At 40.0% G+C, this 15,116-nt stretch carries 11 protein-coding genes, 2 tRNA genes and 1 pseudogene; 12 read left to right on the top strand and 2 right to left on the bottom strand.

Annotated elements, in window-relative coordinates:
- The 5 genes and pseudogenes from M595_RS25335 to M595_RS32565 form a co-directional block, all read left to right on the top strand.
- Nucleotides 1–391: pseudogene (locus M595_RS25335) on the top strand (NAD(P)H-quinone oxidoreductase subunit D4); the annotation flags it as partial.
- A 96-nt stretch (nt 392–487) separates the two neighbouring features.
- Nucleotides 488–1,699, top strand: coding sequence for a CO2 hydration protein CupB (locus M595_RS25330; RefSeq protein ID WP_023069419.1), 1,212 nt, complete (start codon nt 488–490; stop codon nt 1,697–1,699).
- A gap of 110 nt (nt 1,700–1,809) precedes the next feature.
- Nucleotides 1,810–3,555 (top strand): ABC transporter ATP-binding protein, encoded by a 1,746-nt coding sequence (locus tag M595_RS25325; protein WP_023069410.1) that lies wholly within the window; start codon nt 1,810–1,812, stop codon nt 3,553–3,555.
- 817 nt (nt 3,556–4,372) lie between these two features.
- The gene (locus M595_RS25320) at nt 4,373–6,067 is read left to right on the top strand and encodes a PAS domain S-box protein (protein ID WP_023069413.1); all 1,695 of its coding nucleotides are present in this window, start codon (nt 4,373–4,375) and stop codon (nt 6,065–6,067) included.
- Nucleotides 6,068–6,151: 84 nt separating this feature from the next.
- Complete coding sequence (locus tag M595_RS32565) at nt 6,152–6,715, top strand: sensor histidine kinase (RefSeq protein WP_023069414.1); 564 nt, start codon at nt 6,152–6,154, stop codon at nt 6,713–6,715.
- A gap of 378 nt (nt 6,716–7,093) precedes the next feature.
- Here M595_RS32565 and M595_RS25310 read toward each other — a convergent pair whose 3' ends face one another.
- Complete coding sequence (locus M595_RS25310; protein ID WP_023069408.1) at nt 7,094–7,498, bottom strand: alr0857 family protein; 405 nt, start codon at nt 7,496–7,498, stop codon at nt 7,094–7,096.
- 105 nt (nt 7,499–7,603) lie between these two features.
- A complete protein-coding gene (locus M595_RS25305) occupies nt 7,604–8,122 on the bottom strand; it encodes an HNH endonuclease (RefSeq protein ID WP_040484662.1) in 519 nt (172 codons plus the stop codon).
- A 480-nt stretch (nt 8,123–8,602) separates the two neighbouring features.
- Here M595_RS25305 and M595_RS25300 point away from each other — a divergent pair, with 480 nt between their 5' ends.
- The 7 genes from M595_RS25300 to M595_RS25270 all read left to right on the top strand — a co-directional run bounded on the left by M595_RS25300 (nt 8,603) and on the right by M595_RS25270 (nt 14,531).
- The gene (locus M595_RS25300; protein ID WP_023069416.1) at nt 8,603–8,938 is read left to right on the top strand and encodes a ribbon-helix-helix domain-containing protein; all 336 of its coding nucleotides are present in this window, start codon (nt 8,603–8,605) and stop codon (nt 8,936–8,938) included.
- Between the two features lie 317 nt (nt 8,939–9,255).
- Nucleotides 9,256–10,728, top strand: a complete 1,473-nt coding sequence (locus tag M595_RS25295; RefSeq protein WP_040484661.1) for an ion transporter — start codon at nt 9,256–9,258, stop codon at nt 10,726–10,728.
- Between the two features lie 196 nt (nt 10,729–10,924).
- Nucleotides 10,925–11,062, top strand: coding sequence for a hypothetical protein (locus M595_RS31955; RefSeq protein ID WP_040484660.1), 138 nt, complete (start codon nt 10,925–10,927; stop codon nt 11,060–11,062).
- 143 nt (nt 11,063–11,205) lie between these two features.
- Entirely contained in the window at nt 11,206–13,032 is a 1,827-nt protein-coding gene (locus tag M595_RS25285) for an ABC transporter ATP-binding protein (protein ID WP_040484659.1), read from the top strand.
- Nucleotides 13,033–13,091: 59 nt separating this feature from the next.
- On the top strand, nt 13,092–14,285 hold the full coding sequence (locus M595_RS25280; protein ID WP_023069417.1) for a hemolysin family protein: 1,194 nt from the start codon (nt 13,092–13,094) through the stop codon (nt 14,283–14,285).
- A gap of 73 nt (nt 14,286–14,358) precedes the next feature.
- A tRNA-Tyr gene (locus tag M595_RS25275) sits at nt 14,359–14,440 on the top strand.
- 19 nt (nt 14,441–14,459) lie between these two features.
- Nucleotides 14,460–14,531, top strand: a tRNA-Thr gene (locus M595_RS25270).
- Nucleotides 14,532–15,116: the final 585 nt, after the last annotated feature.

The following is a 15,116-nucleotide window of genomic DNA, read 5'->3' as shown; positions in this document are numbered from 1 at the left end:
CAGTTTAATGATATTAGCAGTAATGGCGAGTTCAGGAATTCCGGGTTTAGTTGGATTTATTTCTGAATTTATTGTGTTTCGCGGTAGTATTGCCGTTTTTCCAGTACAAACTTTATTGTGCATGATTGGAACGGGTTTAACTTCCGTGTATTTCCTAATTCTGATTAACCGGGTGTTTTTTGGACGTTTATCTGATTGGGTGGTGAATTTACCGCCAGTTCAATGGCGCGATCGAATTCCTGCTATTGCTTTGGCAATTATTATCACAATTTTGGGGATTCAACCGAGTTTGATGATTAACTTAAGTGAAAGTACAACAACGGCTTTAGTGAGTCTTTCGGCGACGGTTGCTAAGGCTTCCCAAACCAATCAATTTAAAATATTAAAATAGAGGACTGGATTCAAAAGTTTTGAGGTTCAGCCCTCTAAAAGCTTGTCATCATAACGACAAACAATTAACAACGAACAAACAACGGAAAACCAGCTTATGACCAGTACCACATCTCAACCTATTTCACATCCCCTCGAAGAATACATCCAACGACTGCAAACAGGTGATGCCCTTCTGTCTGACTACCCGGAAAATGTAGTCGAAGTTGTTGGTATTCTTAAAAGTTATGGTGTGGTTTTAGATGCGTACTCTCGTAATCTAATTTACATTGCCAACCATCAATTCTTGGTATTCTTTCCCTTTTTTAAATATTTCAATGGAGAATTTACGCTGTCAAAATTGCTACAACATTGGGGACATGATCGGATTAACTACGAATATGCAGAATATTGCATGAAAGCGATGCTGTGGCATGGGGGCGGTGGGCTAGATGCTTACTTAGATTCTCCCGAATTTCAACAGCGTGCAAACCAAGCTATTCAAGGGAGATTTAAGAATAATCTGTTAATTTTAGGACTCAATAAACTCTTTCCTGATTTTCTCACAGAACACATTCGTCAACTGTGTTATTACAGTGCGTTAGGTCAATTTTGGCGAGTGATGAGTGATATGTTTATCGAACTTTCTGATCGTTATGATCGCGGAGAAATTCAATCGATTCCCCAAGTTGTTGAGCATATTTTAAAGGGTTTAGTTGCTGATGCCAGTAAGCCAATTACTTACAGTGTAAAACTTCGCGATTGCGCTCCGCGCAGTGGCCAAGCCAATCGCATTTATGAGATTATCCCCGAATCAGTCGGATTAACCTTTTTAATGGATACTGCCGTTCCTTATGTAGAAGCGATTTTCTTCCGAGGAACACCGTTTCAAGGTGCGGTTTCTTATAACGCTCAAGTGCATCAAATTCCCACAGAACAAAAAGAATTTACCTACGGTGCATTATACGCCGATCCACTTCCGATTGGCGGTTCAGGAATTCCACCCACACAGTTAATGCAAGATATGATTCACTATTTACCCAACTATTTACACGAGATTTATCGCAGGAGTTGTCGGGGAGAAGATGACTTACGGGTGCAAATTTGTCAGAGTTTTCAAAAGTCGATGTATTGTGTGACAACAGCCGCAATTCGGGGGTTAGCACCCTATCCACTCGATAGCACCGAACCTCAACAACAGCAAGCCAACCATGCTTATTTAGAAGGCTGGATGGATCGATTTTTAACCTCTCGTTTGTTAGAAGTCAATCAACCCACTTCTCGCTCTTGTCAGCTTTTTCCAGAACGTTCAACTCACAGTGCTGAGTAAGTCTTTTGTCAAGATCTGTAAATGTTTGTACAATTGTTAGAGATGGTAAAAGGATAACTGAACAGTAGATTTATATCCTTGAATCAAGGATGATTATTTAACGGGTTGACATGGCTTACTCAAGACTGCAAAAACTAGCAAGTTACATTCGACCGCATTGGAAACAAGCGCTACTCGGAATTTTTTCTCTATTGGTTGTTAACGCATTAGGGGTTTATATTCCGCTCTTAATTCGCAATGGTATTAATGACTTAGAAAGTGCGAATGATTTAAGTCCAATTATCGGTCTAGTTTTCTTAATTTTGGGACTAGCTTCTGTAATGTGGGTGATTCGGATGGCTTCTCGTATCCTCCTTTTTGGGGTGGGAAGACAGGTTGAGTTTGACCTCAAACAAAATATTTTTGAACATCTGTTAACCCTAGAACCGTCTTATTTTTCTAATAGTCGAATTGGGGATTTAATTAATAGAGCAACCAGTGATGTTGATAATATTCGTCGCTTGTTAGGGTTTGCAATTTTAAGCTTGGCAAATACTGTATTTGCTTATGCTTTAACGCTACCTGTGATGTTAACGATCAATGTTAAACTCACACTTTTATCAATCTCTGTTTATCCTGTGATGTTGATTTTAGTGCAGGTTTTTAGTGATAGGATGCGAGATGAGCAGATGCACGTTCAGGAGAAGTTATCCAATATCAGTGATTTAATTCAAGAGGATATGAGCGGGATTTCTTTGATTAAAATCTACGCTCAAGAAGAAAACGAACAGCGAGCGTTTGAACGATACAATCAAGAATTGTTTTCCGCAAACTTAAGTTTAGCGAGAACTCGTAATATTCTCTTTCCTATTTTGGGAGGATTGGCGAGTTTAAGTTTATTAATTCTTCTTGCAGTTGGAGATAAATCAATTGCTCAAGGAGAGTTAAATGTTGGGGATTTTGTCGCCTTAGTTCTTTATGTTGAACGATTGGTTTTTCCGACAGCATTACTCGGATTTACAATTACGGCTTATCAACGGGGAGAAGTTAGTATTGATCGCGTTGAAGCCATTGTGAGTGTTAAACCTAAAATCCATGATCATCTTGATCCGATTCCGTTATCAACTCCCGTTAAAGGTTGGTTGACGGCTCGTGATTTAAGCTACTCTTATCCAGGAGATAAAACCCCGGCTTTAGATCGGGTTAACTTTACCATAAAACCCGGTGAAATGGTCGCAATTGTGGGGCCAATTGGTTCCGGAAAATCAACCCTGGCCAACGCTTTACCCCGGTTATTGGATATTGAGATTGATTGCATTTTTCTCGATGGTCAAGATATTACCCAGTTACGACTATTAGAGTTGCGAAATGCGATTGCTTATGTTCCCCAAGAAAGCTTTTTGTTTAGTACAACGATACGAGAAAATATTCGCTATGGGAATCCTCTAGCAGATGCTTCTGAAATTGAATTCGCAGCGAAAACGGCTCAAATTTATGGAGAAATTCTTAATTTTCCCCAACAGTATGACACCATTGTCGGAGAACGAGGAATTACCCTTTCCGGTGGACAACGACAACGAACAGCTTTGGCTCGGGCGTTATTAGTTGATGCTCCAGTGTTAATATTAGATGATGCACTGTCGAGCGTAGATAATCAAACTGCAACCGAAATTTTGCAGAATTTAACCACAGGAAAACAGCGAAAAACAGTTGTATTTATTTCACATCAAATGTCAGCCGCAGCTAAAGCCAATCGTATTTTAGTGATGGATCAAGGGCGAATTGTTCAAGAAGGAAATCACGATCAACTGGTACAACAAAAAGGATTGTATCAGTCCCTTTGGAACCAACATCAATTAGAGGAATTGTTGATTTAAAAGATCGAATGTCTGGAGACTGATCTTCTAAAATTTTTGTAAAAATTGGCGGAATTAAATTATTAATCCCTGATGTATTTGTTATTCGATCACAATCATTCATGTCAAGGGATAAAATAATGGCAATGATGGCATTGTATTCTCAAGCTATTAATAGATGGGTTTTACATCGTTATACCAAATCCGCTTATTAAAGTAGCACTTTAAATCCTTCTCATACCAAATTCTTTTCTCAAATTGCTTTTTTAAGCTTTTCCATAAAACCCTTTTGCAAAAGTGCAAGATTGGATGATTGCCCGATCCTCTTTTTAAGTGGGATTTGAGAACCAGACTTCGTATAAACCGGATTTGGTATTACTCATTAACACAGTGGACATAAAAAAATCAAGTGTTAAGCTGGATTTTTCAAGAGGACTAAGTTATGCCTACTTATTCCGGATGGAGTTATATAGCAGTACAAAATTAGGTTAGGACATTCCTAAGTCCTAGAACCCTTTGACAGTCCACTGTTGCCACATGAGCTCTTGCCTAGCGCGTAGCGCTATATCGGTAGCTGAAGTTCACCCCACGGTAAATTAGCTCTTTAAAAAAACTTGATTTATATTTAACCCAATAATTTTTTGATAATCTGGTTCGATGGAGATTTCTAGGTTAGAATATGTAAAGTTTGGTATCTAAGATGCCTTTCAAAATTTTTCCCTTTCCAAGCAATCTACTTTTCAACAATTAGAAGAAGCCTCCCAGAGTGGCTGTATAAATTATTACCAGGGTAGCCGTAAATAAATTAACTTAGTAGTCGTTTTTTAAAAGGTTGAGAATGACAATTCTACCAATAATTTTAGCAACACTTTCATTTATCCCTCATGGTCACTGTTATCTTTGGCAATCTCAATTAGTTGGATTACACGTCCTCAGCGATGCCTTAATATTTATAGCTTATTTCTCCATTCCCATAATCCTATTAGATTTTGTTCGTCGGCGAAAAAATTTACCCTATATCAATATTTTCCTTTTGTTTGCGGCATTTATTATTGCTTGTGGCTTGACTCATTTAATGGCAATTGTTACCCTCTGGTATCCCCTCTACTGGATATCGGGAACCTTAAAAGCAATTACGGCTTTTATTTCTGTTGTAACCGTCGCAGCCATGATTCCTTTGGTTCCCGAAGCCTTAGCTTTAAAAACACCCAAGGAACTCGAACAGATTAATCAAGCTCTTGAACGCGCCCATCAACAACTTAGTTTTCATATTGAAAATACACCTTTAGCGGTGATTGAATGGAATAGTAATTTTCAAGTGCAACGATGGTCACTACAAGCTGAAATGATCTTCGGATGGAAAGTCGAAGAAGTTATCGGTTTACATCCAAATCAGTGGAATTTTATTGCATCAGAAGACGTAAAAAGGGTCGCCCATGTCATGGCTTCGCTTCTTAATAGAACTCAACCCCGTAACTCCAGCCGCAACTGTAATTATAGAAAAGATGGCTCAATTGTTTATTGCGATTGGTATAATTCGGCTTTATTTGATGAGTCGGGTAAACTGATTTCTACTTTGTCGCTAATTCAGGATGTTACGGATGAAATTGAAACCCAAGAAGCCCTACAAATTTCAGAGGCTAAATTCCGTCAACTGGCTCAACAGAAAGAGTTAATTAATCGCATCGCTAGTCAGATTCGTAACTCTTTAGATCTCGATATTATTCTTCAAACCGCAGTCGAGCAGGTTCAAAACTTGTTAAATCTTGATCGCTGTTACTTGATCTCGTATGGTTCTAAATCTTTGTTGAGTTATCAACCCCAATGGAAAGGGGACTCGGACTTAGTTTTTCCAGAAGATATAACTCTATCCAAATCTTGGGAAGTCATTTATGAAGCTAAAAACTTCTCACTTCCAAGCTGGAAAGGTCGTTATTCGGTAGAACAGGTCAGAAGTTTGACAATGCAGTTTTTGCAACTCGAAGAACATCAGACTACTAATGGGACTCCTCAAGTCTCGGCTTCCGAGATCTATAAATTGTTAACGCAGTTCAGTTCTCTCTCATTTTTACCCATTCCAATCCCAATTCAACTTGATCAAATTGGTATTCTGATTTGCGTTCGACATCAAAATAGCTATCGTTGGAACGAGAATGAAATTGAATTGCTAAAAGCGGTCACTGAGCAACTGGCGATTGCCATTAATCAAGCTCAACTTTACGCTCAAACTCAAGCAACGGCGATGCAAGCAAAAGCTAAAACTCAACAGCTCGAAATTACATTACAAAAGTTACAACAAACTCAAGCCCAACTCATTCAAAACGAAAAAATGTCAAGTTTGGGTCAAATGCTGGCGGGAATTGCCCATGAAATTAATAATCCTGTAACTTTTGTTTCTAGTAATATTACTCCGGCGATTGAATACACCAATGATTTATTATATTTGATAAGTTTATATGAAGAATATTGTCCGATGAAGCCACAAATTATTCAAAAAAAAATAAAAGATATTGAGCTTGAATTTATCGAATAAGATTTCCCGAAACTTCTCAATTCAATAAAAATTGGAGCAGATCGAATTCATCAAATTGTCATTTCGTTACGGAATTTTTCTCGATTGGATGAAGCAGAGTTTAAGAGAGTTGATTTGCATCAGGGACTTGATAGCACGCTTTTAATCTTGCAAAATCGCTTAAAGGAGCAAGCTGGACAGGTGGGAATTGAGGTCGTAAAAAAATATAGTGATCTTCCTTTTGTTGAGTGTTATGCAGGTCAAATGAATCAGGTTTTTATGAATATTTTGTCCAATGCAATTGACGCTCTAAACGAAAAGAAGAACGAAGCCGAGCCAATTTCCCCTAAACCAACGATCAAGATTCAAACAGAAGTGATTAACTCAAGTTATGTGGCGATCCGAATTGCGGATAACGGCTCTGGAATACCTGAATATATTCGTCATAAACTGTTCGATCCCTTTTTTACCACCAAACCCATTGGTAAAGGAACGGGTTTAGGACTATCCATTAGTTATCAAATTGTAGTCGAAAAACATGGAGGTCAGTTAGAGTGCTACTCTCAGAAAGGATTTGGAACAGAGTTTGTTATTCAGATTCCCATTCAACAGCAGAGCCATTGCAAGAGAACAAAATACGACACTTCTCTTGATCCGTCTAGCCATTAAAAAGGGAGGAGCTTGTACCTACGTCAAACATTTTAATCAGCTGTTACGCATCTAAATTACACGACCGCCAATCCCAGAAACCTTACACTCCTTACCTGATGCCGATCTCAATAATACAGTTTAAATGTACAACAGCTTAAGTAGGTAGGTACAATGAATTATTCCTATATGTAGCGGCTTGCAAGCAGGCTTGTTTAGTAAGGGTAACAAAGTGTCAATAATTCTGCATGGTTACTTATAAGATTTACAATTGTTTAGACAGCTTGATTTATTGATGTCCGGGTACTTAGAAACCAGAAGGAATAGCAGTTCACTCAAGAAAGTTAGGGCGGATTTTTTTCAGAGATCAAACCCGATCCGACCTAACTGTTTACTGGTTTATTCTCCAGCTTCTTTCATCACGGATGCACCCGTGTAGGCTTCTTTCCACAATCTAAACAGCAAATATTCGGTATACTCTCCTAAAACCGTGATGAATATTCCATTTTCTTCGTCTGCATCTAAATCAGTGGTGATCCAAGTTCCAGTCAAACTCACTTCCACAGACTCACTATCTGCGATACATACAGCGATCGCATCTGAGTTGTGTTGCGATAAAGTATCCTCTAACAAGGGCAACATCGGCAAATGACGGGGAAGGAGGAATGCAGCAGAACTGGGTTCAACCAGAATGCTGTCACCAACTCGCATGGCTAACTTGACTCGCAGCGAGACAAGCTGTTCTGGAGATTGAGTCAAATATTCTAGATGAAAAGCGGTTTCAGTGTAGGTTAACTTTAGCATTGGTAATTTCGTCCCCTCTCACTGCCTGTTTCTACATATAGCTCATCATTTGTTGGTTATGCGCTTTGTAAAAACGGACAGATAGAGCCTAACAAACGACGATAGTTATTCAAAATCTTGATGATCACGCCAGAACTGTTCAGCAAAGGCAACCACTGGATGTAAGGGGGCCTTAGCAGGAGTACGGAGTGGCATTTTCGCTTCTTCTGGGGTGCGATCGCCTTTGAGCGAGTTACATCGTTCACAGGCTGCCGCTACATTATCCCAGGTATGAGTTCCACCCTTAGAACGGGGAAGAATGTGATCAATGGTTAAACGTTTGCTACTTCCGCAATATTGACATTTATGATGATCTCGACGCAGAATTTCTCGACGGTTAACGGGTGGAACTTTCCAGAGTCGTTCATTGCCTGTCATCGTCAAACGGATGTGTTCGGGGACGTGCAGTACAATACTTGGAGAACGAACAAACCAACCGGAGTCTGTTTTTGTGGCATCTAGAGGTTCCGCTTTACCAGTCACTAACAGTGCGATCGCCCGTTTTATATCGATCCGGCTCATCGGTAAATAATTTTTTGAAAATACCACGACAGATTGCCTTAATACATCAGTAGTGCTGGTCACGGCTTTCCTCCATGATGATTGATATTGATGTTTATAACTTTAAACTACAAACCCCCGCCTAGAGAGTTCGTTAAGCGGGGGTAGCAACAATTTTTGCTTTTTGTTTTATTGTGGTACGGCATTCTCGTCTGCGTACCTCCCGCTGGGTTTATGTTGATTGGATTCTGCTTTAATGAGCAGGTTTCCTAGATTTAAAGAATGATTCACCCATTTTAAAAGATCTCGATGGACTCCATCGCCACAATGATCATAACTCTCTTTCGTTGCGATCGCGGAGCGTGCCGTTAGGCGTATCGCCTGGGAAATGCTTTGCAAAAGAGTTCTCCCACTGCCAAAGAGGTTGGGAGCAAAAAGAGCAGTTAATCGGGAGGGGGATAATCTCACCAGAAGGTTATACCTCCATTGCAGCTATTTTGAATCTGACTTTATTTATACTACACTAAGTATTACAGCACTGTCTACCTTTTCGGAGGAAAAATCATGTATACCTTACCTCGGACTTCAACAACTGACATGGAAGTAACCAGCATCCGTTTAGAGCGGGAACTCAAGGAGAGATTAAAAGATCTGGCTAAAAACCAAGGTTATCAGGCGTTGATTCGAGATATTCTATGGAATTATGTGCAGCAAAAATCGGGTGAGTATCGACCTCAATTTTCGCCAGAGGAGATTCGAGCTAGTTTATCGGCGACCGCACAACAGGAGGAACGTTGTGTCCTCACGGGCAAAATTATTCACCCCCAGGAACCGATGTTATTAGGACTTACGAGTAATGGGGATCTCGTTCCTTTGAGTCTAGACAGTTTGGATAATTAACTCGACTTGAACAAGGCTCTAGGTTATATTCTCAGAGTTTTGTGGAGACTCCCCGTAGAAGGATCGGGAGTTAAAGCTTCTACGGGGATAATATGAATGTAGAATTATCAAGCGCGAGATTGATTGAGGTGAGTACAGAGTTCTCTTTTGTCTTCCCATTATCCAATTGTCATAATTGATCATTGCTCTCTCATAATTTGTGAAATTTATTCCCCACGAGTTTCAGGTCATTAATTTATAATTCATCTTACTTTGATCATTTACTATTGATAGAGATAATGTAGAGAGTATCAGTATTTTTTAGGGGGAAAGAGAACGTGAAGCAATTTAGGTACTTGCAGCCCTTTTTACAAAATATTAAACAAAAATTTCAATCTAAATTTCAATCTAAATTACACAACTTTAAAGCAAAATTAAATCGTTTTTTCCGAAAATCTATTGTTGATTTTATTCTCGCTACATTAATCACTTTTTCGGTAGGATTAACTCTGATTGGATTATCTCAACCCAATGCTTTTCCGTTAACCGGAAGAATAGAAACGATTCAACAATTTATCACTGCAATTTTTGCGATTGAGTTAGGATTACGATGGATTGCAGCTTCTTATAAACCGCGTTTTTTCCGAAACTATTGGCTCGATCTGATTGCTATTTTACCCCTCTTACAAGTTTTTGGAATACCTTCAATTGTTCAACTTTTAAGGTTATTGCGGGCTTTGCGATTATTTAGCCTGATCATTCACTATACGAATATGTTACCGTTAAACCTCAAACGGCGTACTCCAGAATACTTTCTGATTTTTGAACTGTTGTTTCTAACTGTCTTATTCGGGAGTATGATTATGTTAGGTTTTGAGCGAGGAAATAATTCAGGAATTGAAAGCTTAGAAGAATCGCTCTGGTATAGTATTTATTCTCTCTTTTCCGGTGAACCTATTGTCAGCCCAATCAAGTCTTTAGGTGGACGAATAATGACAGTGGGTTTGATGTTGATGCACATGACTCTATTTGTTGTTTTTACGGGGACTGTCTCAGCATTTATGGTTGAAAAACTTCGCAATGAAAATACACTTATGGAACTCGATCAATTAAGTGATCATACGATTATTTGTGGGTGGAATCGTCAGGCTGAAATTATTGTTAGAGAATATAAAGCCTCTGGGAAAAATAAAGATATACCTGTAGTTGTGATTGCATTTGTTGATAATGAACATACAATTATTGATCCAGACTTAAGATCAATTGTGCGGTTTCTCAATGATGACTTTACCAAAGTAACAGTTTTAGAAAAAGCAGGTGTTAGACGAGCCAATACTTGTATTATTCTTTCAGATAAAAGTCATGGACGCAGTGAACAAGATGCAGATGCCCGCACGATTTTAGCGGCTTTAACTGCTGAGAAACTCAATCCTAATGTTTATACTTGTGCTGAACTGATTAATCGTGAATATGCTTCTCATCTTGCATTGGGGAATGTAAATGCTTATGTGGTTAGTCAAGAACATAGTGCTTTTTTACTCGCCCAAGTTGCTCTCAATCATGGATTAATGGAAGTTTTTGGAGAACTTTTGAGTTATCAAGGCGGTAATCATTTTTATCGGATTCCATTAAAACTAGAATGGATCGGTCGATCTTTTTTAGACTTATTTATTCATCTTAAACAAGTTCACAATGCGATTTTAATTGCTGTTGATCAAGGAAATGGAGGATCTTGTGTCAATCCTAATGATTATACTTTTAAAGAAGATGATCAAATTATTTTGATCGCTCAACATGATATTCACTTGTGATCATCTCGACTCTGACTTCGGGAAACAGGAGTTGAGAATTTGATCACAAAGAGACGTCGCACCGAGAACAAACTGGACAATTTTTAGACCTCAGTCTATCAAGAAAATTAAAAACTACAAAATGATTTAACTTTCGAGCCGGATCAGCTACCGCAACAATTTGCTAAATTAAGGATAGAGTTGGGTAAAAATATCGATGTCTGACTTAAATCGTGGAATCATGAAGTTTAAAGGAGCCGATAGCCCTGTTGTGGTATTGGTTTCTTCTATCGTTGTCTTGGGAGGAATTGGTTTTCTAGTCGCTTGGGCGCTTCAAACCGCCTATTCCTTCTAAAATCACAAAATTTTGAATATGTTGCAACAGAGAGGATCACTCACCTCTGAAGCCAAGATGCGATCGCACAACGCATCTTTATTTTTTTGAAAAAATGTAGTATATTGTATTATGTTGTCGTAGAGTGCATTTACACCGGACTTATGGCTACCTTTCGGGACATCTGCAACTATTATCGGCAATATTTACCGTTGTCGATTTTGAGTATTGGGGCTGACTCTCTGTTTGAATTGGTAGATTTGGTGGTTCCCTATGCAATTGGTCAAATTTTAAACGTTTTATCCGATCAACCTCTTGATCGTCTGATGCAGGGTGTTGTTAGTGCGATCGCCAATTTGACAGGAAATCCAGTTAACACTCAACTCTGTTTAATTGTACTCCTGAGCCTAATTTTTGGGGTAACAGTAGTTAAAGCTCCTATTCAACCCTGGTTAGGACTTTGGTATCATTGGGTGATTCCGTTAAAAGCACGGCGAGATCATCATCGCAATGCTATCCGTAAAATATTAACACTTCCCCTAGAATTTTACGATGAAAATAACCCTGGACGAGTTGCCAGTCGTGTAGCAAAAGGGATTGCAAATCATACCTGGACTTATCCGGAAATTGCAGGTCAACTGATTCCCAAGTTGGTCAGAATTTTGGGGATTTTTATTGTTCTGTGGATCATTCAGTGGCAAATTGCATTACTGTTTTTAACTTCTTTTATCTTCATTTTAGGCTTGACTTTAAAAACCCTAAAACGTCTAACGGATTTAGAAGAAGTTCTCGATAGTTATCAAGAAAACACCGAAAGCCGCAACTCCGAGGTAATTACCAATATTAAAACAGTGAAAGCTTTTGCCACAGAAGCCCAAGAACTAAAACGACAAAGCACTCGTTTAGAGCGAGAACTATTTATGGTGATTTATCGCATCCATAAAGGCTATGTCAAACTCGGAACTTATCAAACCACAATTATTCAATGTTGTTTATTTGCGGTTTTAGGGTTTTTGTTGGCCGCAACAGTGGGCGGAAAAATTTCTCTGGGTTATTTTGTCACGGCTTACACTTTGGCAAGTATGGCTTATTCGGAACTGACGCCAATCAGTTATCTGGCCGAAGTTTTTGCCCGTCGTTATGCTTCGATGGTTCGTTTTCACGAATTTCTGCAACTCCCAGAAGGTCAAGATGGTGTTGTTCTCAGTACCAATCCAAAAGACAATGAATCTACACCAAAATATCAGTTTACCGGAAAGGTAGAATTGTCTCATTTGACTTTTGGTTACAGTCCGGAAAAACCTGTATTGCGTGATATTAACTTGCTGATCGAACCCTATCAAACTGTGGCGTTAGTCGGACGTTCGGGTTCAGGAAAATCAACGTTAGTGAAGTTACTCTTTCGGTATTTTGAAGCCAATGAAGGTCAAATTTTAATCGATGGTGAAGATATTCGGAAATTAAATGTTAGCGGATATCGTCAACGATTAGGGATTGTGCATCAAGATGTCGATGTCTTTAATGGAACGCTGTTAGAAAACCTCACTTATGGGAATCGTCTAGCCACTTTTGAGGAAGTCGAAGAAGCTTGTCGGATTGCGAGGGCCGATGAATTTATCGCTCATCTTCGGGGAGGTTACTATACCATTGTCGGGGAACGAGGTGTACGTTTATCTGGGGGTCAAAAACAACGTTTAGGAATTGCACGAGCGTTGTTAGTGAATCCTGATGTGTTAGTGTTTGATGAAGCGACATCTAGCCTCGATTATGAGTCAGAACGGGCGATTCAGTTGGCGATGCACAATATTTTGGGGACTCGAACCACGATTATTATTGCTCACCGTCTGAGTACCATTCGAGAAGCCGACAAAATTGTGGTGTTAGACCAAGGTAAAATCGTTGAAGTGGGAACTCACGAGGAATTGTTGAACCAACAAGGAATTTATCAACGTTTACACTCGCTGCAAGAAACGGGGGAATTGTTTGATTAATAGTCTGCTTTTTCCATGATGTCCTAAAATCAAAACAGTTATCTATAGCCTACCCCGTTGTGATTGCAGCATCCACTTCTGAATACCTTCTTGCCGCTTCTGAAGCCACGCCTCTGCTGGGAAATGTTTGGGTCGATGCTGTGGTGCTGGCTTTGATGCTAGCACTTTCAGCCTTCTTCTCCGGTTCAGAAACAGCGATGACTGCTTTAGATAATCTGAAACTACGGGTTTTGATTAAAGAGCAGGGTGATCCGACGGGGATGTATACCCTGGTTTTAGAGAATCGAGCCAGATTTATTACCACGTTGTTAGTCGGGAATAATCTGGTCAATAATTTCTCGGCGATTCTCACCAGTAATTTGTTTGCGTTGTGGTTAGGAAATGCGGGTTTAGGCGTTGCGACTGCGGTGGTGACGTTTCTGTTGCTGATTTTTGGCGAAATTACACCAAAATCTCTGGCGATGAGCAATGCGTTAGCCTATTTTAAAGTCATTGTTCGTCCCATTTTTTGGCTTTCGATTGTACTCGCTCCGGTGATTTATTTGTTTGAAGCGATTGCTCAACGGGTGATTCGTCTATTTAACCGAGGTGCGAGTCAACCGAGTTTATCGGTTCAGGAATTGCGCCTGATGATTGAGATTTTGGGAGGTCGGGGTCAACTCGATTGGCAAAAACATCAATTGCTGAATAAGGCGTTGATGATGGATTATTTGATGGCGCGAGAAGTGGTTAAGCCTCGGATTGAGATGCGAACCATTTCCCATCAGGCAACAATACAGGAAGTGATTGATTTGTGTCTGGAGACGGGATATTCGAGGATTCCGGTTCAGGGAGAATCAAAAGATGAAATTGTTGGGATTGTTCATCTCAAGCGAGCGTTGCAAATCTTGCGATCGCCGGATCTTAATCGGGCTCTAGGGGTCGCAGAAGCCATGAGTCCACCTGTTTATGTTCCAGAAACTAAACGAGTCGGTGATCTGCTCAAGGAAATGTTACAGCAGCGCCTTCACATGACGATTGTTGTTGATGAGTATGGGGGTACTGTTGGTTTGGTGACGTTAGAAGATATTTTGGAGGAGTTGGTCGGTGAGATTTACGATGAAAGTGATTTTCCCAGTCGCCCGACCCGACGACATTCTGGATCTTCGCCGACTTCACCCTCGGCTAAACGCTCTAAAAATCCTCAGAAACCTTCCCCACCACCTCGATCTATCTCTGGCAAGCGATCGCCGTCTTCTGAAAATCCCAACTAAACGCTCAACTTTTTTTGGAAATCCCTTGCTTTTTATGATCAATGCTGCTACATTTATTTATTGTAGAATAAATGGGTCGATGCCCGAGTGGTTAATGGGGGCGGACTGTAAATCCGCTGGCTACGCCTACGCTGGTTCAAATCCAGCTCGGCCCACCTCAAAATTATAACTTCCGCCCGTGTGGCTCAGTGGTAGAGCACACCCTTGGTAAGGGTGAGGTCGTGAGTTCAATTCTCACCACGGGCTTTATGCTTTAACCTCTTAAATTGTCTATGTTCTAGCTTTTCCCTTGTACCAGTTTTGTACCGTTGTCTATTTCATTGGTACAAGATTTGTACAAGTCTTGTCAAGATACAAGGTTAGATGTGTGATTCTAGTTTCTCCACTTCATGAAATGTGTATTTGACAGGATGACAGTGTTGTGATGATTGATTAGTGAATCAATGTAACAGAGTTGATGGTCAGTTACCCAATTATCCAGTTAAGCTTGAGTCAATTGGGTAACAACTGGGTAAAAAGCTTGTAATTTATGTTTAACTACAAGCTGAGAAGTTAGATGCTTTAAACCTTTATAACTGTTGATTGCCAAATATTTTGTCAAGATGTCATTTAATTTGTCAATCAATATTAGTGTAGACGGGACTGGCCGGACTCGAACCGGCGACCTAGCGCTTCAGATTTGTGTGAGTTTCCTCACTCTCTGGACTCTCTCTTCACCATTGGCTAACGGTCACAGCAGCCGACAGACCCCGCGTCGCCGTCAGGCGCAAGGGAATGCTGTCCAATACAGACCCCGCGTCGTTGTACGGTGAGAGCAGTGCGTTGGGCGGG

Source organism: Lyngbya aestuarii BL J, assembly GCF_000478195.2.
Taxonomy (GTDB): domain Bacteria; phylum Cyanobacteriota; class Cyanobacteriia; order Cyanobacteriales; family Microcoleaceae; genus Capilliphycus; species Capilliphycus aestuarii.
This window is presented reverse-complemented; position numbering and strand designations above follow the sequence as displayed.